Genomic DNA, 23084 nt, shown 5'->3' on the forward strand with positions numbered 1-23084 from the left:
ACAAATTTTACCGATGAAGCTCAAATTTACTGTGAAGCGCCCGAAGCGCCTGAACCATATCCTCTTTTTTTACAAGGACCCATATCGTTGTATTTGAATCTGCCGATTGGAGTATTGGAATATCATACTCGCTGAGAGCTTCCACGATTTTAGCCATGATCCCGGGAACACCGTTAATGCCTCCCCCGATCACAGAAACTTTAGCGCAGCCTGACAGGCTCCTCGGTTTCATGTTCAATCCCTGCAATGCCGAGATTGCTTTCTCCGAGTCACTATCAAATACAGTATACAGAACTCCTGAAGGAGTAACGTTAATAAAATCGACGCTTATCGAGTTTTCAGCCATTGTTTTGAACACTTTTAACTGGAGACCTTCCGTACGGTCACAATCCACTGAAATCTGTGTAATGTTACTAACATAAGCCACTCCGGTAACAAACCGGTCAACGAATCCCATCTGCACATCATGAAAGCCGTCTGGTTGCGTAACAAGTGTCCCTTCACTATCCGTAAAGGTTGAACGGACTCGAACAGGGATCAACGATTGCATTGCAATTTCGACCGCGCGCGGATGAATGACTTTTGCCCCTTGATGTGCCATATTGCAAATTTCTGTATAGCTCATATGGCTTAGCGGTCTAGCATCCTCAACAATTCTGGGATCGGCTGTCAAAATACCGTTCACGTCTGTATAAATATCGATCATTTCTGCCCGTAGCGCAGCGCCCAGCGCCGTGGCTGACGTGTCACTGCCACCCCGTCCAAGTGTCGTAAAATCACCGGACTCCGTCTGTCCCTGAAATCCAGTCACAATGACTACCTGGACATTCTCCAGTTCTGCTCGAACCCGGTCCGGTTTCACATCCAATATTCGCGCGTTGCCGAACTGATTATCTGTGATAAATCCGGCTTGAGCACCTGTAAGCACAGTTGCTGTAATCCCCTCATGCTGAAGAAGACTGCACAGTGTTGCTGCCGATATAATCTCACCGCAGCAGAGCAGCAAGTCTTTTTCCCGAAGTGGAAGGCCGTTACCGTTCTGCTCACTCCAATCTAGAAGTGTATCCGTTGCATAGGGTTCTCCCCGACGGCCCATCGCCGACACGACCACGACCAGTCGATACTGCCGGGCAAGCTCACGGCGAATATGTTCAATGACATGGGTTCTTGCTTGTGGCGAGGATAACGAAGTACCGCCGAATTTTTGAACCAGAATGCGCATGTGTATTCCTCCGTTGTTTATGCCGGAGAACCAATCAAGGCGCCGATGGAATGAAACGGCCAGCTTTTAAGCCTGGCCGTTTCGTTTAGAAACGATGATTTCTGCAATTTGCACAGCATTCCAAGCCGCGCCTTTTAGCAGGTTATCCGAGACGATCCACATATTCAGGCCGCGGTTATGTCCTAGATCACGGCGCAAACGTCCGACAAATACGTCCGGTTTACCTGCCGCATCCGTTGCAAGGGGATATGCCTGTGAAGCAGGATCGTCCACAAGTGTAACACCCGGAGCGGCTTCAAGCAGCGTCTTTACATCTTCCAGCTCGTAGTCGTTCTTGAATTCAACATAAACAGATTCAGAATGACCATGTACAACCGGAATTCGAACGCAGGTAGCCGTAACTTCAATGGATTCGTCGCCCATTATTTTTTTGGTCTCACGGACCATTTTCATTTCTTCCAATGTATATCCGTTATCCGCAAATTTATCGATCTGCGGAATAGCGTTAAACGCGATCTGATGCTTCACCGGGAGCGATCCGACCGGCAGAATGTCCGGCTGAACATCGTTTCCTGCCAGCACTTCCTTACTCTGGCGAAGCATCTCCTGAATCGCCTGATTACCTGCACCTGATACAGCCTGATAGGTGGAAACTATGATGCGGGATATACCAAAAGCATCATGCAGCGGTTTCAGTGCAGCTACCATTTGAATCGTAGAACAGTTAGGATTAGCGATAATACCGTTATGTTCATCAATCTTCTCCGCATTTACTTCCGGTACGACCAGAACTTTGTCCGGATCCATGCGGAAAGCGTTCGTGTTATCGATGCATACAGCTCCATGACGTACAGCGTGCGGTGCCAGTTCTTTACTAACATCTCCACCTGCGCTGAACAATGCAATGTCAACGCCTGCAAAACTGTCGGGGGTTGCTTCTTGTACTGTAACATCATGACCTTTGAATTTAACGACCTTCCCTGCGGATCTAGCAGAGGACAGAAGCTTCAGTTCAGCAATCGGAAAATCCCGCTTCTCTAAAAGTCCTAATATCTGTTCTCCAACCGCTCCCGTCGCTCCAACAACGGCCACATTAAACTTTTGCTCGTTCATCTGGCATGTCTCCCCTTCATGATATAAACTGTCTCTGCTACTGATTCTAAACTTTATGCTGAATGAAACCGTTCAATGATCATAGGCTGCAGCTGTTTCCCCTCAAGTGCTGCATAACAGGTTTCCGGAATTAGTTCCATTCTGGCAACAAGCGAATTCGGTTTCTGCTGTGGATTATCCTGTCCGAAAGGAACAAAATAAATATTTTTCGTGACCAGCAGTTTTGCGATATTTGCAGCATTCAATCCAAGTCCGTCGTTCGTTGAAATAGCCAGCACAAGCGGCCGGCAGTTTCTCATTTGCGCTTTGGCTGCCATCAAGACAGGGCCATCCGTCATGGCATTAGCCAGCTTGCTTGTCGAATTGCCTGTGCAAGGTGCGATGACCAGAACATCCAGAAGCTTGGAAGGGCCTAATGGTTCCGCCTCAACAATTGTAGAAATAATATCATTACCCGTTATATCTTTCAACTGTTTCTGCCAATTTTCCGATGCGCCGAATCGGGTATCCGTCGTCATGATCGTTCCTGATACGATCGGCACCACATTGGCACCGCCGTCTTTAAAGCGCTTAATTTGTGGCATAACTTCTTCCAGCGTACAGTGTGATCCCGTTAAAGCATAACCTACCGTTTTACCATTCCAATTCATTTACGCATCCCCCCGAATCTTGATTTCCTCTGAAATCAACTCCACTAACGTGTTGGCCATAATGATACCGGCTGTTTTTGGAGCTACGATTCCGGGTAGTCCAGGTGCAAGCATAGCTTTAATGCCCCTTTTCTCAGCATAACGGAAATCACATCCGCCAGGTGCAGAGGCGAGATCGATAATAACAGCCTCATGGGGCATCTTGGATATAATCTGTGCTGTGACAATCATCGTTGGAATCGTATTAAATAGCAGGTCAATATCTGACACTTGTGCACCCAGATCCTTAATAAAAAATGGCTTCCAGCCCATTTCCTCAGCTCTAGCGAAATGATCGCTTTTGCGGACACCCATTTTAATTTTGGCGCCTAATCCCTGCAAACTCCTAGCCATCGTAAATCCAGTCCGTCCCATACCTAGCACCATACTGGTCGATCCATGTATAGTAAAATCTGTATTTTGAATGGCCATCATCAGTGCGCCTTCCGCAGTCGGTATAGAGTTATAAATCGCCACGTCATCACGCTCCAACAGCTCAACCAGCTTGATGTTATTTTTTTCGCACAGAGCCCTCAAGTAGCTCTTAGCCATGCCCGTATAAACTACTCCGTGTTTCGGCATTGCCTGGATGTGTTCTTCCTCCAGCTTTAAAGGCCCTTCCGCGTACAGTGCGCCGATCCGGCCCTCATCATCACAGCCAACGACGGGCAGCACCAGGACATCGGCCCCCGACAGCAGCTCAGCCGTAAGAGGCTCTCGGGCTACTCCCTGGAAGGAATCCTGCAATTTGTCAAAGCCGGCAATCGATACAGACGCATCCATCTCGGCACATTTTCGAATAACCTCAATCTGCCGTGCGTCTCCGCCAATAAAGACGGTACGGACTCCTGTCAGCATGCAAGGCTCGCTCCTTTCCCAACCAAGTATAGATCATCTTATGCGGGAGCCTAAAAATAGGTGAGCGGAGCGCGCTTGAAACTTCCGCCGATATGTTAATCGATCAAGGAACATACAAAAAAACCGTTCCGGAACTTCCGGAACGGTTCAATAGAATAATTTCTTATAACTTCAAACTAAAAGGGCGTGTCTATTTGCCTGTATGTCCAAATCCACCGGCTCCCCGAATGGTATCCGATAGTTCGTCTACCTGTACAAATTCAACAGACGGCACGGTTTGAAAAACCATTTGAGCGATGCGCTCATTGCGCTCAATCGTAAACGATTCTTGTCCTAAGTTGATCAGCAGCACTTTAATCTCACCGCGGTAATCAGCGTCAATTGTACCTGGTGTGTTAAGGCATGTAATACCATGTTTAAATGCCAGCCCGCTACGAGGCCTAATTTGGGCTTCCAATTCACCAGGCATGGCGATGGCAATGCCCGTTGGAATCAGCTTCCGCTCTCCCGGCATCAGTACAACCGGTACCTCCAAAGCAGCATGCAGATCAAAGCCGGCTGCAAGCTCCGACATTTTGACCGGAAGTTTCACATCTTCATTACCTGGTAGTCTGTTAATTTGAACGTAATGCAACAAATTCGTCCCTCCTAATTTTGTTCAGCGCTTTATCTGAAGATCCAACCATGGCTAGAGCGAACGGAGTTTCAAACATACGGTTGATAACCTTTTGGACATCTTCCATATTAACCTGTTCAATGCGCTGAATCATTTCGTCCAGGCTGTAATGGCGGCCTAGCATTAGCTCATTTTTCCCGAGACGGTTCATGCGGCTGCCCGTGCTTTCCAAGCTGAGAATAAGACTTCCCTTAAGCTGCTCCTTACCTTTATGAAGCTCTTCTTCCGACATTCCCTTCACAGCCAGATCTGACAAAATCTCTTTTGTTAGATCAAGAACATCCTTCGTCTGTTTAGGTGCGGTACCGGCATAAATAGTAAACATACCACTGTCCGCATGAGAGCTGTGATAAGAATATACCGAGTAAGCAAGCCCCCGCTTTTCACGAATCTCCTGGAACAGACGCGAGCTCATACCTCCACCAATGGCGTTGTTGAGTAGAACCATTGCATATTGGAGCTCATCTCCAATTGAACTTCCGGGAAAGGAAAGACAAATATGATTCTGTTCCGTCTTCTTCTTATGATAGATCAGTCCGTCCTGGAAGGCAGGCACGGTTAGTTGCTGACTTGAACCATTGTTCTTAAAAGCGCCAAAATGACGCTCCAGCAGTTCAATAACACTGTCGTCAATATTCCCGGCCAGGGCAATTACCGTATTCTCAATCGTGTAATGACTGTTCATATACGATCTAAGAGCATCGGAGTCCATCGCTTCGAGACGTTCTTTCGTACCTAAAATTGGATAAGCCAGTGGATGATCCCCGTAAGCGGAAAGAGACATCAGATCATGAACCAGATCATCCGGTGTGTCTTCATACATAGCGATTTCTTCAAGAATTACATTTTTTTCTTTTGCCAGCTCTTCCGGATCAAGCCGCGAATTAAAGAACATATCCGACAACACATCTACAGCAATCGGAAGATGCTCATCCAACACCTTCGCGTAATAACACGTATATTCTTTCGAAGTAAATGCATTCACATTGCCGCCTATCGCATCGAACTGCTCTGCTATCGCGCGAGCATCAAACCGGTCGGTTCCTTTAAACATCATGTGTTCAATAAAATGGGTAATCCCGTTTATATCCAGCGATTCATTCCGGGATCCGGTTTTGACCCAAATCCCGAAGGAGACCGAACGACATGTCGGGATTTGTTCCATAACTACTCTCAGGCCGTTTGACAGCTGTATTTTTTTCACGAAAGGCCCTCCTAACTGCTCCTTAGTTTCACTCAATCTATATTAAAGGTGATTGATGCCATCCATACATTGTATCAAACTTAAAAGAGTCACTCAACTTCCATAAGGCATAATCCGTTCAGGTGATAAAGTTTCACTTACTGTACCGATTTGCAGTCCTTTAGCGCGTATCCCCTGGATCATGCCTTTAAGTGCTTTAGAGGAAGAGATGGTAGGATGCATCAAGATCAGAAAGCCAGGCTCAACTTTTTTCGAAATTTTTTGCACGACGGATTCCGGCGAAGGATTCCTCCAATCCACGGTATCAAGTGTCCACATAACGGTTTTCAAGCCGCGTGCTTGTGCAATAGAAACAGTCTGCTGGTTAAAATCACCGGATGGAGGAGCAAACCATTTGTTCGTTACACCTAGTTTTTCCTTAAGCAGATCCTGCGTTTTTGCAATCTCCAGCTCTGCACGGCTCCGGCTCAGCTGGCTCATATTCGGATGAGAGTATGCGTGATTCTCGACTTCGTGGCCTCTTTTCAATATTTCAGCAGCCAGCTCCGGGTTTTTCGCCAGCCAGCTTCCGTCCAGGAAAAAGGTTGTTTTAATCTTTTCCTCATCCAAGATGTTTAGCATCGGTTCAATAAATTCGTTACCCCAGGCGACGTTAATCATCAAAGATACCATTGGTTTATTCGGATTCCCCCGGTAAATCGGATGCTCGCCCAGTTGATCCAGTGTTACCTTCACTGGTATTTGCCGGTAGACGTACGTAATCGGTTCACCCGCTCGTCTCTTTAAATTACTCTTGTACGTTTCCTCCACATGAATCTCCTGGCCGTTATAACCGGGGACCGCTTTCCACACGGAATCCACCTTAGCATCTACGGGCTCAATTCTCGTCTTAGCTGCTTCGGCTTCAATCTCATTCAGCAATTGCACGTCGACAGCCGCGGTCTGCTGCTCTAAATTTATAGCCCCTTGAACCTCGTTTAGCTGTTTGATATACTCCCAGGAACCTGTAATTACCGCGATTCCTGACACTGATACGATGCCGACTAGTAGCACCGCCGCCTTCAATCCTTTCATGGACGCATCCATCCCCTTTGTTAGGCTTTGTCCCATTTTATGAGCAGAGGATACGTATTATGTACCTTATTATCTTGCAATCTACATACCGAACAAATCCCACAAGAGATATAAAAAAAAGAGCCAGAATCATTTCTGCCTCTTTCCTTCATTATAGATCGTGCATCGGTTTACCCTTACTTCGTTTCAGCCGTCAAAACGGCTTTACGGGAAAGGTTAATCCGGCCTTGCTGATCGATTTCAGTAACCTTAACGGTAATCACATCACCGATCGCAACAACATCCTCCACTTTAGCCACACGCTCGGTGGACAGCTGAGAAATATGAACAAGACCGTCTTTGTTCGGAAGAATTTCTACAAAAGCGCCGAACTTCTCAATCCGTTTAACGGTTCCAGTATAAATTTCACCTACAGCCACTTCACGCACAATACCTTCGATAATCGAAAGTGCTTTTTGGTTCATCTCCGCATTGGATGAAGCGATGAATACGCGTCCGTCCTGTTCGATATCGATTTTCACGCCGGTTTCTTCAATAATTTTATTGATGATTTTACCGCCTGCACCGATAACGTCACGGATTTTATCCGGATTAATCTGCATTGTAATGATTTTAGGAGCATATTGAGAAAGAGTTTCTCTTGGCTTCTGAATCACTTCCATCATTTTACCGAGAATGTGCATACGGCCTTCTTTGGCCTGATCCAAAGCTTCCTGCAAAATATTGCGGTCAATACCGTCAATCTTGATGTCCATTTGGATTGCAGTAACGCCTTCAGCTGTACCTGCCACCTTGAAATCCATATCGCCAAGATGATCTTCCATACCTTGAATATCTGTCAAGATAGAAACATGATCACCGTCTTTGATCAAGCCCATGGCTACACCTGCAACCGGTGCTTTAATCGGCACACCTGCATCCATCATGGCAAGAGTACTTGCGCAAATACTTGCTTGGGATGTCGAGCCGTTGGATTCAATAACCTCGGAAACGAGACGAATCGTGTACGGGAAGTCAACTTCTGAAGGAATAACCTTGGACAATGCGCGTTCACCCAATGCACCGTGTCCGATTTCGCGACGTCCTGGAGCACGCAGAGGACGAGCCTCACCGACACTGAACGGAGGGAAATTGTAATGATGCATGAAACGCTTCGTTTCTTCCAGATCGATACCATCAAGAATCTGTACGTCACCCAAAGCTCCAAGCGTACAAACGCTAAGCGCTTGTGTTTGACCACGTGTAAACAGACCGGAGCCGTGTGTACGCGGCAGAAGGCTTGTATCACATTCGATCGGGCGGATTTCAGACAGACCGCGTCCATCTGGACGAACTTTATCATGCGTAATAAGGCGTCTGACTTCTTCTTTTACGATATCGTGCAGAACCTCTTTAACGTCTTTCAAAAGTTCAGGAGTTTCAATGTATTTCTCTTCAAAAACAGTAAAAGCTTCATCGTTAATAACATCGATCGCATCCTGACGGGCATGCTTCTCAGCAATACGAACCGCTTCCACCAACCGTTCAGCAGCAAACTCGCGAACCTCGCGGTTTACGGTTTCATCGACCGCATGAAGTTTCACTTCCATCTTTTCTTTACCTGCGATGCTAACAAGTTCCTCGATCGTAGCTACGATCTTCTTAATCTCATCATGACCGAACATAATCGCCTCGAGCATTACTTCTTCAGGCACTTCGTTCGCTTCAGCTTCCACCATCATAATCGCATCTTTCGTACCGGATACGACAAGATAGACATCACTGATTTCCTGCTCAGCAATGGTCGGATTGATAATGAGTTTTCCGTCAATACGTCCAACAGCTACGCCACCGATCGGCCCGCTAAACGGAACATCGGAAATGCTAAGCGCAGCGGAGGTACCAATCATGGCTGCGATATCAGGTGCACAGTCCTGATCCACACTCATAACTAGATTCAATACCTGAACGTCATTTCGGAAACCTTCTGGAAACAGCGGGCGAATCGGACGGTCCGTCAAACGGCTGGCCAGAATCGCTTTCTGACTAGGTCTACCTTCACGTTTAATAAATCCGCCTGGAATTTTACCTACTGCGTACAATCTTTCTTCATAGTTAACGGTCAGCGGGAAAAAATCCAAATCTTTTGGTTCATTTGAAGCCGTTACCGTACACAGTACAGCCGTATCGCCGTAACGGACCATAACCGCAGCGTTAGCCTGTTTAGCCAATCGGCCTGTCTCCAAGACGAGTGGTCTTCCTCCCAGCTGCATTTCAACACGTTTTTCCATGTAATCCCTCCTCGTGAGGACTTCTTATTTTTACCTGCTAATTTCAAGTATTGCCTGTATTTGCGTTCTTCATAAGAAAAACGTCTTATCGACGTACCTCAATGAAGACAGACCGCGTTTAGCGGTTGTTTTTCTTGCGAGATAAGGATGCTGTTTCTCCGAAGTTTAGACTTTCTTATCTCTAAAGAAAAACGTCTTATCGACGTACCTCAATGAAGACAGACCGCATTCAGCGGTTGTTTTTCTTGCGAGATAAGGATGCTGTTTCTCCGAAGTTTAGACTTTCTTATCTCTTAAAATACCGCCCTTTAAAAAATCCAGGGCGGTTCAGTCGGGTCAGTATCTGGCTGTATATGTAACAGAAAGAACCCATCTGAGCCCATAACAAACCGTCAAGAATACAAAGGATAAACCGCATCCCTAGAATCTAAAAAGAGCCCGGCTGCACCGCTGTCGTTCCAAGAAGGACAGTGGACAACCAGGCTGCTTTCGTACACCTTATGGATTATTAGCGGCGTAATCCAAGCTTCTCGATCAAAGCGCTGTAACGTTTAACATCCTTGTTTTTCAAGTATGCAAGCAATTTACGGCGTTGGCCGACCATTTTCAACAATCCACGACGGGAGTGATGATCTTTCTTGTGCGTACGCAAGTGGTCAGTCAAGCTCGTAATGTTTTCCGTTAGGATAGCGATTTGCACCTCTGGAGATCCTGTATCGGACTCGTGAGTTTTGTGCTCGTCAATCAGTTGTTGTTTACGTTCTTGAGTCAATGCCATCCTGTTCACCTCCTTCATTATAATCGCCATTGGCCTCGTTACCGACGGTGAGATCGAACAACCAAGCCAAGGTTACGAAAGCCCGTTACCCGGGCAACCTCTAAGAGTATAGCACACTTTATTTAAAAAAGAAAATGCGATCATCGCAATTTGTCCAAAAAAATGGAATTATCGGTTCAAGATCTCTCTGGTTTTGGCTACATCCCGTGAAATCCCCTCGATCAATTCGTTAACCGAATTGAATTTGAGTTCCTTACGGATAAACTGTACAACATCCACAATCATGGTTTGTCCATAAAGGTCTCCATCAAAGTCAAGCAAATGTACCTCGTAAATGGGCTTCACTATACCGTCGTGAAAGGTAGGTTTCAGACCAACACTCATAACGCCAGGAAGCCACTCCTTATCCGTAGAACACCGGGCCCAAACAGCGTAAACCCCTAAAGCCGGAGTAACATAATGTGCCTCAAGCTCCAGATTTGCTGTACGAAATCCCAAAGCGCGACCCCGCTTCTCGCCATGAATCACTGTACCACGAATCCGGTAATTCCGACCAAGCCAACGGGTAGCATCTTCTATCCGACCGCTAAACAATGCCGATCGTATGGAAGAACTCCCAACCTTCTCACCGTCCATTAGGAAAGGTGGAACCGTGACAACCTGAATCGTTCCTCTGCTCATCTCATGAAGCATGTCTGCACGGCCGGCACCTTTAAAGCCGAAACGGAAGTCAAAGCCGACCACTGCCGTATGCAGCTGAAGCGGCATGAGCATTTCCGTTACGAAATCTTCCGGACTGACTTGTGAAAAATCCTCATTGAAATCCACCACATAGAGTATATCAATCCCCATTTCGGCAAGCAGCTCCTGCTTGTCCACCTGAGGCGTTAAATAACCTTCATAATTCCCTTTACGCATCACATCCTTCGGATGTGGGTAAAAGGTAATGACTGCCGACGGTATAGCCTCTTTGCGTGCTAAATCGACAGCCGTAGAAATAACACTGCCATGACCCAGATGGAGGCCATCAAATTGACCGATAGCCGCTACCTGCGGAATACCCAGCTCATTTTTCTGTTCCGGGGTTAACGGATAAGATATAGAAACGATTTTCATGTGCTTCTCACCTGCAATTCACTTAGATAGGACATCATTAGTTTTAAACGGAGAAGACTTTGACTGGAACAACAGCTCCCGTCTCTTCCTGTCTTTGGAATATACCTAGAAACCGGTCCTCTCTATCATACAACCGGATACATTCCGAGTGATCAACTGGAGGATCTACGGCCCGGGCAGACAACCTCTGTCCCTGTAGAGCCGCATTCCTCTTCTCATCGGTAACAGTGTGGGCAGGCAAGTGCACGATAGCTTCATCCGCAGGGATCAACCTGGAGCTTAACGTTCCGTCTTCCATAAACTGTTCGATTTGTTCCAGTGTCAAACATTTGTTTGAGGAAATCCCCGCCGATAAGGTTCGCATAAGTTTTGCCATCGTCGAAGGGAGTCCCATTTTCCTTCCAATATCTACACAGAGCGTGCGGATATAAGTTCCCTTGGAACACAGAACACGAAAAGAGATATCGGTGTAGTTCTCCTGTTCCTCAAAACCCGTCATCTCTATTTCATAAATGTTAACCGTACGGCTTTTGCGTTCAACTGTCTTCCCTTCACGAGCAAGCTCGTACAATCTTTTACCATCAACCTTCACTGCTGAATACATTGGCGGTACCTGAGAAATCTCACCTAGAAAGGAACGAAGTGTTTCCTCCGCTTCTTTCTTCGTTACATTTACTGTTTCCACTGACTCAATTACCGTACCCGTTATATCCTCGGTATCTGTAGAAAGTCCTAAGCGGAGAACTGCTCGGTACTCTTTGGGAAGCTCCTGCATGTATTCAACCACACGGGTCGCACGCCCGAGACAAAGAGGCAATACGCCTGTTACCTCAGGGTCCAGTGTTCCCGCGTGACCGATTCTTTTCATTTTGACAAGACGGCGTACTTTAGCGACAACATCATGTGAAGTCCATCCAGCTGGCTTGTGTACCGCCAAAATACCTTCTAGTTCTGTCATAGTGCTTGTCTCACCTGCTCTACTACCTTAGAAATAGTGTCTTCCAAATCTCCTTCGATTCGGCAGCCTGCTGCACGAACATGCCCGCCTCCGCCAAAGGATTGGGCCAATGCTGCCACGTCCACTTTTCCAGCGGAACGCAGGCTTACCTTAACAGCTCCGGTATCCACTTGCTTAAACAAAATCCCAACCTCTACACCTTGAATGTTGCGCGGATAATTAACGATACCTTCCAGATCTTCATTAACAGCTCCGGTATCGATCATGTGCTGAGGTGTGACATACACCCAAGCTACCTTTCCGTCAGGTGTAATGTTCAATGTATTCAGCGCATGGACCAGCACTTTCAATTGCGGAAGGGTCATCTCTTCCAGCAGCGACTCCGCAAGCTCCGGTCCATTCACTCCATAGGATAGCAACTCTGAAGCTATACCCATCACTTTTGGAGACGTATTCGCGTAACGGAAGCCACCTGTGTCCGTTAACAGACCTGTGTATATAGCTGTGGCGACTTCAGCGTCCCACTCTATTTCGAACAAGTTTAACAGGTCAAAAAGAATTTCTGCGGTTGCTGCGGCCTCAGGAAGGACCACGTTGACAGCGCCGTATCGGTTGTTCGTCGGATGATGATCAATGTTGACAATGATTGCATCCTCAGTAAAAAACTGCTTCGTCCGGCCAACACGCTCAAAATCGGCACAATCCACACAAATAATGTTACTAAAAGAACGCTGCGGCGGGTACTCCGACATGTTGATTAGATCATCGGCATGCCATAAGGATTTCATTCTCTTCGGAATGACTCCTTCGTTCATCATAGTGAATTTTTTGCCCAAACGTGAGAGAAGCCAGCCCACCGCAAGGGTGGAACTGACTGCATCTCCATCGGGCTGAACGTGCGACACTATCAAGTAATCGTCATGCTCCAGCAGAAATTTTTTGGCCTGCTGCAGCTCTTGTTCATAGGTCTGCATTCGCCCTCTCCTTTATAAAACGATCTGTCTAATCTTCTTCGCGCTCACCGATTTCACCCAGCAGCTTCTCAATCCGGCTACCGTATGCAATGGATTCATCGAACTTGAAGATCAACTCCGGCACATGGCGGAGACGAACTCTTTTGCCAAGCTCTGAACGGAGAAAGCCACTTGCTTTCTCAAGTCCTTTCAAGGTAGCAGCTTTCTGCTCATCATCACCGAGTACGCTGAGATATACCTTAGCCTGTGACAAGTCATTCGTCACATCTACCCCGGTTACCGTGATGAAGCCGATTCGCGGATCCTTCATCTCCGTCTGTATAAGCTGGCTGAGTTCTTTCTTAATTTGTTCGCTGACGCGTCCTGTTCGGATTTTAGCCATGTCTGATCACCTCTTTACGTTAGCGCTCTACCGTTTCCATGATAAAGGCTTCAATGACGTCTCCTTCTTTGACGTCACTATAGCTTTCCAAGGTAATGCCACATTCATAACCTTGCGCCACATCTTTAGCATCATCTTTGTAGCGTTTGAGTGAATCGATCTTACCTTCATGAATAACGATGCCGTCACGGATCAGGCGCATTTCGGCGTTACGCGATATTTTACCGGAAGTAACCATACAACCTGCAATCGTACCCACCTTGCTGACTTTAAAGGTGTTACGCACTTCGGCATGGCCGATGACACTTTCCTTGTAAATCGGATCCAGCATACCTTTCATGGCTTGCTCAATCTCTTCAATCACGTTATAGATAACCCGGTGCAAGCGAACATCCACTTTTTCTTGTTCAGCGGTTTGTTTAGCCTGAGTATCCGGACGCACGTTAAAGCCGATCACGATGGCATTGGAAGCAGCAGCCAAAATAACATCTGACTCTGTAATGGCGCCTGCGCCACTGTGAATGATTTTCACGCGAACGCCTTCCACTTCAATTTTATTCAAGGAACCTTTCAGCGCCTCAACGGAGCCCTGCACGTCACCTTTGATAATAACGTTAAGGTCCTTAATTTCACCATCTTTAATATGTTGAAACAAATCATCAAGTGTGACACGTGTATTTGTGTTCAACTCGGATTGACGCTGTGTGATGGAACGTTTATCGGCAATGGAACGGGCTTTACGCTCGTCTTCAAACACCATAAACGGATCTCCCGCTCCCGGAACTTCGGTCAAACCTGTAATTTCAACAGGAGTCGAAGGACCGGCTTCTTTCAGACGGCGTCCCTTATCGTTAACCATAGCGCGGATACGGCCGAAGCAGTTACCTGCAACAAAGGCGTCACCGACTTTAAGTGTACCGTGTTGTACAAGAATCCTTGCCACCGGACCTCTGCCTTTATCCAGTTCAGCTTCAATGACGGTACCGCGGGCACGCTTATCCGGGTTCGCTTTGTACTCATTTACTTCAGCTACAAGCAGAATCATCTCAAGAAGATCCTCAAGACCCATGCGCTGTTTAGCCGAAACGTTAACGAAGATTGTGTCTCCGCCCCACTCTTCCGGTACAAGCTCATACTCCGTTAATTCCTGTTTCACTTTGTCCGGATTCGCTTCAGGCTTATCAATCTTGTTTACTGCTACGATAATTGGCAATCCCGCAGCCTTTGCGTGGTTGATGGCTTCAACCGTTTGAGGCATAACGCCGTCATCCGCTGCAACTACGATAATCGTCATATCTGTAACTTGAGCACCACGGGCACGCATAGCTGTAAATGCTTCGTGACCTGGTGTATCCAAGAATGTAATCTTCTTGCTGTTAATTTCAACCTGGTAAGCACCGATATGCTGGGTAATACCACCAGCCTCGCCACTGGATACGTTCGCTGAACGAATAGCATCCAAAAGTGTCGTTTTACCATGGTCAACGTGACCCATAATCGTAACGACCGGAGGACGTTCATGCAGATCCGCCGGATCATCAACCTCTTCAACAGTTTCGAAGCGGTCTTCCACAACCGGAATCTTCACTTCTACCTCAACACCGAACTCGCCGGCCAGAAGCAGAATCGTATCAATATCGAGTTCCTGGTTAATCGTGGCCATCACGCCGAGGAAAATCAGCTTCTTAATGACCTCGGAAGCGTCCTTATGAAGCAGCTTCGCCGTTTCACCGACGGTCATGTTGCCACGGACGATAATTTTCTTCGGCGTGTTGTCGATTTTCTCACGAGGCGGCTGCTGGTTCTGGTTCCGACCGCGGTTATTCTTACCTCCGCGATTGTTACGGAAGCCCCCTTGACGGTTATCGTCAAATTTTTTGGAGCCTGGACGGTTGTTGTTGTTATTATTATTATTATTGTTTCTGTTTCCACCGCGGTTTCCAGCATTGTTATTGTTGGAATAACCGCCGGTGTTACCGCCTGCACGGTTGGAGTCGGAACGTCCTCCTTGAGACTGTCCTCCAGCCTGAGGGGAACGTGAGCCTTGAGACTGACCTCCACCTTGAGGAGAACGTGAACCTTGGGACTGACCTCCACCTTGAGGAGAACGTGAACCTTGGGACTGACCTCCACCTTGAGGAGAACGTGAACCTTGGGACTGACCTCCACCTTGTGAGCGCGCTCCACCCTGTCCTGTTCCTTGCTGAGGACGGGATCCGCTTTGTTGCCCAGAGCCCTGTGGGCCTCTGCTGCGGTTGTTTTGCTGGTTTCCTTGGGAAGATCCAGAATTGTTGGTTCTCCGGGAATCCTGACTACCTTGAGAGCGCTGTTGAGAGCCGGATGCATTTGGGGTGTTCTGATTTCTATTGTTCATACCTACCTGCTTTTCCTGTTGTTTTTTAGGCTGTCCTTGTTCCTGTCCTTGACCAGATGGTCTTTGACCTTGATTCCGGCTGTCGTTTTGCCCACTGCGACTGCCTTCGTTATTTTGTTGAGGAGTGTTTACCTGAGTGCTTCCAGCTGAAACCGCACTGCTAGCCCCAGAAACTGCTGGCTTGCGGCTGTCGCCCCGTGATGTTTCCGATCCGTCCCTTTTAGCAGCAGCGTTAGACTTGATGTCTTTAAAGAACTGCTCCACCTTGGATACCGTCTCGTTCTCCATAACACTCATATGATTATTAACTGGAACATTTAGACGCTTGAGTATCGTGATAATTTCCTTACTGCTCATGTTCAACGATTTAGCATACTCATATACACGAAGTTTATTGTCTTTGTTTTCCTGTTTACTCAATATACTCCACCTCCGACATTATCCCCACTTGCTTGGAGATCATTTCTGCGAATCCTTGATCCGTCACTGCCAGCACAACCCTTTGCGGTTTACCTACACTTGTGCCCAGTCTTTCCCGGTCAAATCCGATTACCAGAGGGATTTTATAAGTTCCGCATTTATCGCGGAACTTTTTTTTTGTATTATCTGAGGCGTCACCCGCCAGAATGACCATTTTCGCTTCAGAAGACCGGATTACTTTGAGCACGATCTCATCGCCGGTAACCACTTTACCTGCTCGCATGGCAAGACCCAAATGAGAAAGCGCCCTATTCGTCATCGGCACTCTCCTTGGCGGCTAGGAATTCATCTTCTACCTTGATGAAGTCCTGTGCCAGCTGCTCATAAATTTCAGGCTTAACATGATGCTTTAAAGCACGATCAAGCGCTTTGTTTTTGTGTGCAAGCTTAAAGCAGGACAATTTCCCGCACAAATAAGCGCCCCTGCCCGACTTCTTGCCAGTCAGATCAATAAGCACTGTATCATCGGGTGTCTTTACTACACGGATAAGTTGCTTCTTGGACATCATTTCCTGACAAGCCACACATTTACGAAGCGGTATCTTTCTCTGTTTCAAAGCTAACACCCCCGTCTGTTTACTTTAATCGACGGAGACGGAATCCTGATGCATTTCACCCGAGTGGGTTTTTGGTCTGCCGTATTCCTGTTCCGCCTGGCTCTCGCTCTTAATATCGATTTTCCAGCCTGTCAGTTTAGCCGCAAGTCGGGCGTTCTGACCTTTAATTCCGATGGCCAGAGACAGTTGATAGTCAGGAACGATAACGCGAGCCATCTTCTCGTCCTCGTAAACCTGAACTTCCAATACTTTGGAAGGACTCAAAGCATTAGCAACATACTCCTCAACCTGCTCCGAATACCGTACGATGTCGATTTTTTCACCACGAAGCTCGTTGACGATCGTCTGCACACGCATACCTTTTGGCCCTACACAAGAACCGACAGGATCGACCTCCTCGTTGCGGGAGTACACGGCGATTTTGGAACGGAATCCGGCTTCACGAGCTACGGAACGAATTTCAACTACACCGTCAAAAATTTCAGGAACCTCAAGCTCAAACAGACGCTTCAAGAGACCCGGATGCGTACGGGACAGCATAATCTGAGGTCCCTTTGTCGTGTTCTCAACCTTAGTAATGTACGCCTTGATTCGGTCGCCGTGCTTGAACTTTTCGTTAGGCATAAGCTCGGTGAGCGGCAGAACCGCTTCAATCTTACCCAGGTCAATGTAGATGTTGCGCGGATCTTGACGCTGCAGCGTACCTGTTACAATATCATCTTCTTTATCGATAAAGGCACTGTAGATCAGTCCGCGTTCCGCTTCACGAATACGTTGTGTAACGACCTGCTTGGCAGTTTGTGCTGCAATACGGCCAAAATCTCGCGGGGTTACTTCAATCTCGGCGATATCGTCGATTTGAAAATGCGGGTTAATGTCACGTGCTGCAGGCAGCGAAATTTCTGTGCGAGAATCCAGAACCTCTTCCACGATCAATTTGCGGGCATATACCTTAATAACTCCGGTATTGCGGTTCATATCCACTCGCACATTTTGCGCGGCGTTGAAATTGCGTTTATAGCTGGAAATAAGTGCCGCCTCAATCGCTTCAAACAGCACATCCTTGCTGATACCCTTGTCTCTCTCCAATTCATTCATTGCTTCAATAAAATCCATACTCATTGAAAATCGGTTCCCCCTTTCAAAACTTCCGTCTAAAAAATGATGGCCAATCTGGCACTGGCAACTTTTGCATATGGAATAACATGCTGTTTCTTTCCGATTTTAATGACAAGCTCCTCGTTATCAAAGGATTCCAGCTTGCCTTCAAATTCCTTCATTCCATCCACAGCCTCGTAAACCGTAACGAAAACATCTTTACCGACTGATTTGACAACGTCTTCTTTCTTCTTCAATGGACGTTCTGCACCAGGTGAAGAAACTTCAAGAAAGTAAGCGGTCGGAATTGGATCATTCTCGTCCAGCTTTTGGCTCAGATATTCGCTGACCAAACCGCAATCGTCTATATCGATGCCGCCTTCTTTGTCCACAAACACCCGTAGAAACCAATTGCTGCCTTCTTTAACATACTCCACATCTACCAGTTCAAAGCCGTGTTCATCCAAATACGGCTGCACCATTTCTTCCACAGTCGTTTTAATCTTCGGTGTGCTCAAAGAACATAACCTCCAACACTTTCATTTCCTATATACCAAAGAGTAAAGAGTGGGTTGCCCCACTCTTTACACAACGGTTTTATCTCCATGATTACCAAAAAAATTATAACATAGTCTGGCAATAGTGACAAGTATGAGTCCTTGACTGTCAAGTTGTCAAGAGGCCCGCAGAACCCCTTTATTTTCAGCCATTCATTAAAACAATGAGAGCTGGTTGCTCTCCGGCAATCCCCGGAAGCAGCCCATTTGGGTAAGCAGCTCAATCGCTGTCTTACTGGCTTTGGACTTCTGCTGAAAATCTTCAATGGACAGAAACTCTCCGTACTCTTTTGCAGCCGCAATGTTTCGTGCTGCATTATCACCGACACCCTGTAAGGCAGAGAATGGCGGAATTAGTGAATCCCCATCCACGATGAAGCGGAGAGCATCGGAACGATAAAGATCAATACTCTTGAACTTTAAGCCGCGAGCTGACATTTCCAGTGCCATTTCAAGAATTGGAAGCATGCTCTTCTCCTTGGTACTTGCCTGAAATCCTAACTGTTCGATCTCAATAATTCGGCGCCCTATCGCATCATAACCTTGACAACACAACTCGATATCAAAGTCCTCAGCACGAACAGAGAAATAAGTGGCGTAGTATTCAATCGGATGGTAGAGCTTGAAATAGGCGGTACGCACAGCCGAAATAACATAGGCAGCAGCGTGCGCCTTCGGGAACATGTACTGGATTTTCAGACATGAGTCGATATACCACTGAGGTACTTTACATCTCTTCATTTCGTCAATCCATTCCTGTGACAGTCCCTTACCTTTACGAACACTTTCCGTAATCTTAAACGCTAATCCGGCGTCCATACCCGCTTTGTAAATCAGGAACAGCATAATGTCATCGCGACAGCCGATAACGGTCTTGATGTTGCATGTACCGTTCTTAATCAGCTCCTGAGCATTCCCTAGCCATACGCCTGTACCGTGAGACAATCCTGAAATTTGCAAAAGGTCAGCGAAACTTGACGGCTGGGATTCAATCAGCATCTGTCTAACAAATTTCGTACCCATCTCGGGAACCCCGTATGTTGCAACAGGTGAGCGGATTTGCTCCGGCGTAACACCGAGTGCATCCGTGGAGTTAAACATACTCATGACCTTCGGATCATTCATCGGGATTGTTGTAGGGTCTACTCCCGTCAAATCCTGAAGCATACGCATCATGGTCGGATCATCATGCCCGAGAATATCAAGCTTGAGCAGATTCGCTTCAAAGGCATGATAATCGAAATGCGTTGTTTTCCACTCCGCATTGACATCGTCGGCTGGAAATTGCACAGGCGTGATCTCTTCAACCTCGATATAATCCGGGACAACTACGATCCCGCCGGGATGCTGGCCTGTGCTCCGCTTGACGCCGGTACAGCCTGACGCAAGCCGGTTCAATTCTGCGCCCCGCCAGCGCTTGTTATTGTGCTCTTCATATTTCTTGGCGAAGCCAAATGCCGTCTTCTCTGCCACGGTACCGATCGTACCTGCCCGGAAAACGTTCTTCGGCCCGAACATCTCTTTGGTGAAATTATGGGCAAGCGGTTGATATTCACCGGAGAAGTTCAAGTCAATATCGGGAACCTTATCCCCTTTGAAACCTAGGAATGTTTCGAACGGTATATCCTGTCCCTCGCCTTTCATCATGTTTCCGCATTCCGGACAAGCCTTGCCCGGCAAGTCGAATCCGCTTGGCACGCTGCCGTCCAGGAACCATTCGCTGTGCTTACAAGCCGGATCCTTACAAATGTAATGAGCCGGAAGCGGGTTAACCTCTGAGATGCCCAAGAAGGTCGCTACTACAGAAGAGCCTACAGAGCCCCGCGAGCCTACAAGGTATCCATCCTGATTCGATTTCTTAACCAGTTTCTCGGAAATGAGATAGTTCGCAGAGAAACCGTACTTGATGATTGGCTCCAGTTCTTTCTCCAGACGGGCTACAACAACCTCCGGCAGCTCTTCCCCATAAATCGATTTTGCGGTTTCATAACATGTGTTGCGGATTTCCTCATCCGCACCTTCAATAATTGGAGTGAACAGCTTCGACGGGAACAGTTCGAATTCCTCAAACCGATCTGCCAAATCATTCGTATTCTTAACAACGATTTCGAATGCTTTATCTCCACCTAAAAATTCGAACTCCTCCAGCATCTCTTCGGTTGTACGGAAATGAGCATCCGGCTTGCGAATATCCTTCAGTGGGCTAAAACCCGTAATACCGTGAATTGTAATGTCACGGAATAGCTTATGACGCGGCTCGAGGTAATGAACGTTTCCTGTTGCAATAACAGGCTTGTTCAGCTTCTCCCCGATACGGATCACTCGCCCAATGGCCGTCTTCAGCTCATCAGGACTTCCAACAAAACCTTTATCCACAAGGTGCATGTACATCGTTAGCGGCTGCACTTCAAGAACGTCATAGAATTGGGCGATTTCTTCCGCTTCTTCCTCCGTCTTATTGAGAACCGTCTCGAAAAACTCACCCTTCTCACATCCTGACAGCACTAGCAGCCCGTCACGCATCTTCTCCAGCTTGGACTTCGGAATACAAGGCACTTTTTTGAAATGTTCCGTGTGTGACATGGATACCAGCTTGTACAAGTTTTTCTTGCCTACCGGGTTCAATGCGTATATTCCACAGTGAAAAGGTCTCGTGTTAGACAAGTCGTTACCAACATAGTCATTAAGACGATTCAGCATCGTAATCCCCTTCATCTTATCCACATCTGCCAGCAGCCCATTCAAGATGCCAGCAAGTGCAATGGTGTCGTCAATGGCCCGGTGATGGCTTTCCAGCAATACCTTGTACTTATTAGCCAGTGTATTCAAACGGTGGTTCTTCATCCCCGGATGAAGCAATCGTGCCAGCTCGAGCGTATCTAAATATGGATTCTCTAGCGTAGGCATCCCCGCGATCTTTAATGAGGCTTGAATAAAGCCCATATCAAATCTGGCGTTATGAGCGACTATTACAGCATCCCCAACAAACTCAACGAAATCCTTGAGGACTGGCTCCAAATCCGGAGCATCCTTTACCATTTCATCTGTAATATTGGTCAGCTGCTGGATATGATACGGGATTTTTTCGTGAGGATTAACAAAGGTTGCATATCTGTCAATTTCCTTGCCTTCATGCATTTTAACGGCCGCAAGTTCTGTAATTTTGTTTCGAGTGATGGATAGACCGGTCGTCTCGATATCGAATACAACGTATGTTGCACTATTCAGCTCAATCGGCTGTGCTTGCTCCACCACATTAACTGCGTCGTTGACAACATTGGCCTCTACACCATACATCATCTTGATGCCATTTTTTCTGGAATGCTTATCGGCATCCGGGTAACACTGAATACCGCCGTGGTCACTGACCGCAATCGCTTTATGACCCCAGTCGGCAGCCGTTTTAATATATTTATCAATCGAAGTTACAGCATCCATCGTGCTCATTGTTGTATGGAGGTGAAATTCCACACGCTTCACAGGCGCATTATCTTTGCGAGACGGCGGAGCTTTCACTTCTATTAGATCCGACGGAATCATCACAAGTTCAGGTACCTGCATAAACCGGTCAAACTCAACCCGGCCGCGCGCCTTCACCCACTTGCCATCCGCCAGGAGATTCAGCACCTTCAGATCATCCTTGGTTTTGGCAAACATCTTCATCTGCAGTGAATCCGTAAAATCAGTAAGGTTAAACATAAAGAGTGTGCTGCCGTTTCGGAGCTCCTTACGGTCAAGGCCGAAAATGGTACCCTGAATCGCAATTTTCTTTTCCTCGTCCTGGATTTCCTGAATCGGTACAGGCTGATCCTTGATGTCATATCCTACCTGTAGTTTGATATCGCCTTCTTCTTCATCTGAATCGTTCTCAACTTCCAGGCTTGTCATAAGTTGCTGGATAACTTCGCGTTCTTCTTCACGCTTCTTCTGCTCGAACTCTTCATAGGCTGCCAACCCATTATCGCCAACACTCATTTTCACCCGAAGAGTAAGCGCAAAGTACTGACTATAGAACCGGGTGATAGCTTCGTCGATCTGCTTCTTTCGTGCAAGCTCCAGAGACATACCATCCGACATCGTGAGCTGCAGCAAACCTTCTTCCACTTCATACTTGGCTCTCGCCATCCATCCATTCACTGATGGAATTTCCCGGTGCACCCATTCCAGGAAAAGGCTCCAGTACTCCTGTACGATGTCCGTTTCACGGATCATTCCCTGATACTGGAATACAAACTTAACCTTGGCGATATGATTCATTTTCTCTTGTATCCTTAAGCAAAACGTCCGATATACCTCTGACGGTACGAGGGTCTCCTTCAAGATGGTTACCGTCCATTCCTTGCTGGTACGGCTGATCTCCACCTGCTCAATCAAACCGTCTAAAAAATAGGGTTCTATCAAACCTGCCGGGACTTCTCCCTGCTTCATCAGCAGTTCAAACCGTTTTCTCTTCTCTTCCGCTGTGCCCATGGTTCCCTCCCCCTGCTTACGATAAAACAATCAGTCAGACAAGTAGAAACGACATCGTCTTCCTTTGAGAAGGACGATGATGTTTCTGCAAGAAGACTTTCTTATTTTTCAAACGAAAAGCTTCTGGGGCAGCACCCATTCGTCCTGTTGCACACAGAGCGTCATGCCATCCAGAAGCTTTCCGGAATAATATTTGTTTCGTTATAGTTCAAGCATTCTGATTAACTATTACTC

General features: G+C 47.0%; 19 protein-coding genes. All 19 read right to left on the reverse strand.

Going from position 1 to position 23084, the window contains the following annotated elements:
• Window positions 1-7: 7 nt before the first annotated feature.
• The gene (dapG, locus tag MNQ98_RS19400) at window positions 8-1222 is read right to left on the reverse strand and encodes an aspartate kinase (protein WP_241929726.1); all 1215 of its coding nucleotides are present in this window, start codon (window positions 1220-1222) and stop codon (window positions 8-10) included.
• A gap of 66 nt (window positions 1223-1288) precedes the next feature.
• Window positions 1289-2335 carry an aspartate-semialdehyde dehydrogenase gene (locus MNQ98_RS19405; protein ID WP_241929727.1) on the reverse strand — a complete coding sequence of 349 codons (1047 nt, stop codon included), beginning with the start codon at window positions 2333-2335 and terminating at the stop codon, window positions 1289-1291.
• Between the two features lie 53 nt (window positions 2336-2388).
• The gene (locus MNQ98_RS19410) at window positions 2389-2985 is read right to left on the reverse strand and encodes a dipicolinate synthase subunit B (RefSeq protein ID WP_241929728.1); all 597 of its coding nucleotides are present in this window, start codon (window positions 2983-2985) and stop codon (window positions 2389-2391) included.
• Window positions 2986-3882 carry a dipicolinate synthase subunit DpsA gene (gene dpsA, locus MNQ98_RS19415; RefSeq protein ID WP_241929729.1) on the reverse strand — a complete coding sequence of 299 codons (897 nt, stop codon included), beginning with the start codon at window positions 3880-3882 and terminating at the stop codon, window positions 2986-2988.
• Window positions 3883-4072: 190 nt separating this feature from the next.
• Entirely contained in the window at window positions 4073-4519 is a 447-nt protein-coding gene (dut, locus tag MNQ98_RS19420) for a dUTP diphosphatase (protein ID WP_241929730.1), read from the reverse strand.
• A complete protein-coding gene (locus tag MNQ98_RS19425; RefSeq protein ID WP_241929731.1) occupies window positions 4497-5762 on the reverse strand; it encodes a M16 family metallopeptidase in 1266 nt (421 codons plus the stop codon). Before MNQ98_RS19425 ends, dut begins: the two co-directional genes overlap by 23 nt.
• Window positions 5763-5855: 93 nt before the next feature.
• The gene (locus MNQ98_RS19430) at window positions 5856-6836 is read right to left on the reverse strand and encodes a polysaccharide deacetylase family protein (protein ID WP_241929732.1); all 981 of its coding nucleotides are present in this window, start codon (window positions 6834-6836) and stop codon (window positions 5856-5858) included.
• Between the two features lie 176 nt (window positions 6837-7012).
• Window positions 7013-9106, reverse strand: a complete 2094-nt coding sequence (gene pnp, locus MNQ98_RS19435; protein ID WP_241929733.1) for a polyribonucleotide nucleotidyltransferase — start codon at window positions 9104-9106, stop codon at window positions 7013-7015.
• Between the two features lie 508 nt (window positions 9107-9614).
• Window positions 9615-9884 (reverse strand): 30S ribosomal protein S15, encoded by a 270-nt coding sequence (gene rpsO, locus MNQ98_RS19440; protein WP_023957583.1) that lies wholly within the window; start codon window positions 9882-9884, stop codon window positions 9615-9617.
• Window positions 9885-10052: 168 nt separating this feature from the next.
• On the reverse strand, window positions 10053-11000 hold the full coding sequence (locus MNQ98_RS19445; RefSeq protein WP_208918898.1) for a bifunctional riboflavin kinase/FAD synthetase: 948 nt from the start codon (window positions 10998-11000) through the stop codon (window positions 10053-10055).
• Between the two features lie 43 nt (window positions 11001-11043).
• The gene (gene truB, locus MNQ98_RS19450; protein WP_241929734.1) at window positions 11044-11958 is read right to left on the reverse strand and encodes a tRNA pseudouridine(55) synthase TruB; all 915 of its coding nucleotides are present in this window, start codon (window positions 11956-11958) and stop codon (window positions 11044-11046) included.
• Window positions 11955-12932, reverse strand: coding sequence for a DHH family phosphoesterase (locus MNQ98_RS19455; protein WP_208918896.1), 978 nt, complete (start codon window positions 12930-12932; stop codon window positions 11955-11957). The genes truB and MNQ98_RS19455 overlap by 4 nt, the downstream gene beginning before the upstream one ends.
• 28 nt (window positions 12933-12960) lie before the next feature.
• On the reverse strand, window positions 12961-13314 hold the full coding sequence (gene rbfA, locus MNQ98_RS19460) for a 30S ribosome-binding factor RbfA (RefSeq protein ID WP_208918895.1): 354 nt from the start codon (window positions 13312-13314) through the stop codon (window positions 12961-12963).
• A 19-nt stretch (window positions 13315-13333) separates the two neighbouring features.
• On the reverse strand, window positions 13334-16108 hold the full coding sequence (gene infB / locus MNQ98_RS19465) for a translation initiation factor IF-2 (protein WP_241929735.1): 2775 nt from the start codon (window positions 16106-16108) through the stop codon (window positions 13334-13336).
• Window positions 16101-16427 carry a L7Ae/L30e/S12e/Gadd45 family ribosomal protein gene (locus MNQ98_RS19470; RefSeq protein ID WP_208918893.1) on the reverse strand — a complete coding sequence of 109 codons (327 nt, stop codon included), beginning with the start codon at window positions 16425-16427 and terminating at the stop codon, window positions 16101-16103. The genes infB and MNQ98_RS19470 overlap by 8 nt, the downstream gene beginning before the upstream one ends.
• Window positions 16417-16725: an RNase P modulator RnpM gene (gene rnpM / locus MNQ98_RS19475; RefSeq protein ID WP_241929736.1), complete on the reverse strand. Its 309-nt coding sequence runs from the start codon at window positions 16723-16725 to the stop codon at window positions 16417-16419. The genes MNQ98_RS19470 and rnpM overlap by 11 nt, the downstream gene beginning before the upstream one ends.
• Window positions 16726-16749: 24 nt before the next feature.
• Window positions 16750-17847: a transcription termination factor NusA gene (gene nusA / locus MNQ98_RS19480; protein WP_208918891.1), complete on the reverse strand. Its 1098-nt coding sequence runs from the start codon at window positions 17845-17847 to the stop codon at window positions 16750-16752.
• Window positions 17848-17879: 32 nt separating this feature from the next.
• A complete protein-coding gene (gene rimP / locus MNQ98_RS19485; RefSeq protein WP_241929737.1) occupies window positions 17880-18341 on the reverse strand; it encodes a ribosome maturation factor RimP in 462 nt (153 codons plus the stop codon).
• Window positions 18342-18536: 195 nt separating this feature from the next.
• Complete coding sequence (locus tag MNQ98_RS19490; RefSeq protein ID WP_241929738.1) at window positions 18537-22850, reverse strand: PolC-type DNA polymerase III; 4314 nt, start codon at window positions 22848-22850, stop codon at window positions 18537-18539.
• Window positions 22851-23084 lie beyond the last annotated feature (234 nt).

This window comes from Paenibacillus sp. N3/727, from assembly GCF_022637315.1.
GTDB classification, from domain to species: Bacteria; Bacillota; Bacilli; order Paenibacillales; family Paenibacillaceae; genus Paenibacillus_AQ; species Paenibacillus_AQ uliginis.

Excerpts from the sequence above, each read along its gene's own strand:
- MNQ98_RS19430 (WP_241929732.1), bottom strand. The coding sequence starts at position 6,836 with ATGAAAGGATTGAAGGCGGCGGTGCTACTAGTCGGCATCGTATCAGTG.
- rbfA (WP_208918895.1), bottom strand. The coding sequence starts at position 13,314 with ATGGCTAAAATCCGAACAGGACGCGTCAGCGAACAAATTAAGAAAGAA.
- MNQ98_RS19445 (WP_208918898.1), bottom strand. The coding sequence starts at position 11,000 with ATGAAAATCGTTTCTATATCTTATCCGTTAACCCCGGAACAGAAAAAT.
- truB (WP_241929734.1), bottom strand. The coding sequence starts at position 11,958 with ATGACAGAACTAGAAGGTATTTTGGCGGTACACAAGCCAGCTGGATGG.
- MNQ98_RS19455 (WP_208918896.1), bottom strand. The coding sequence starts at position 12,932 with ATGCAGACCTATGAACAAGAGCTGCAGCAGGCCAAAAAATTTCTGCTG.
- MNQ98_RS19470 (WP_208918893.1), bottom strand. The coding sequence starts at position 16,427 with ATGACGAATAGGGCGCTTTCTCATTTGGGTCTTGCCATGCGAGCAGGT.
- MNQ98_RS19410 (WP_241929728.1), bottom strand. The coding sequence starts at position 2,985 with ATGAATTGGAATGGTAAAACGGTAGGTTATGCTTTAACGGGATCACAC.
- MNQ98_RS19405 (WP_241929727.1), bottom strand. The coding sequence starts at position 2,335 with ATGAACGAGCAAAAGTTTAATGTGGCCGTTGTTGGAGCGACGGGAGCG.
- nusA (WP_208918891.1), bottom strand. The coding sequence starts at position 17,847 with ATGAGTATGGATTTTATTGAAGCAATGAATGAATTGGAGAGAGACAAG.
- MNQ98_RS19490 (WP_241929738.1), bottom strand. The coding sequence starts at position 22,850 with ATGGGCACAGCGGAAGAGAAGAGAAAACGGTTTGAACTGCTGATGAAG.
- rpsO (WP_023957583.1), bottom strand. The coding sequence starts at position 9,884 with ATGGCATTGACTCAAGAACGTAAACAACAACTGATTGACGAGCACAAA.
- dapG (WP_241929726.1), bottom strand. The coding sequence starts at position 1,222 with ATGCGCATTCTGGTTCAAAAATTCGGCGGTACTTCGTTATCCTCGCCA.
- dpsA (WP_241929729.1), bottom strand. The coding sequence starts at position 3,882 with ATGCTGACAGGAGTCCGTACCGTCTTTATTGGCGGAGACGCACGGCAG.
- pnp (WP_241929733.1), bottom strand. The coding sequence starts at position 9,106 with ATGGAAAAACGTGTTGAAATGCAGCTGGGAGGAAGACCACTCGTCTTG.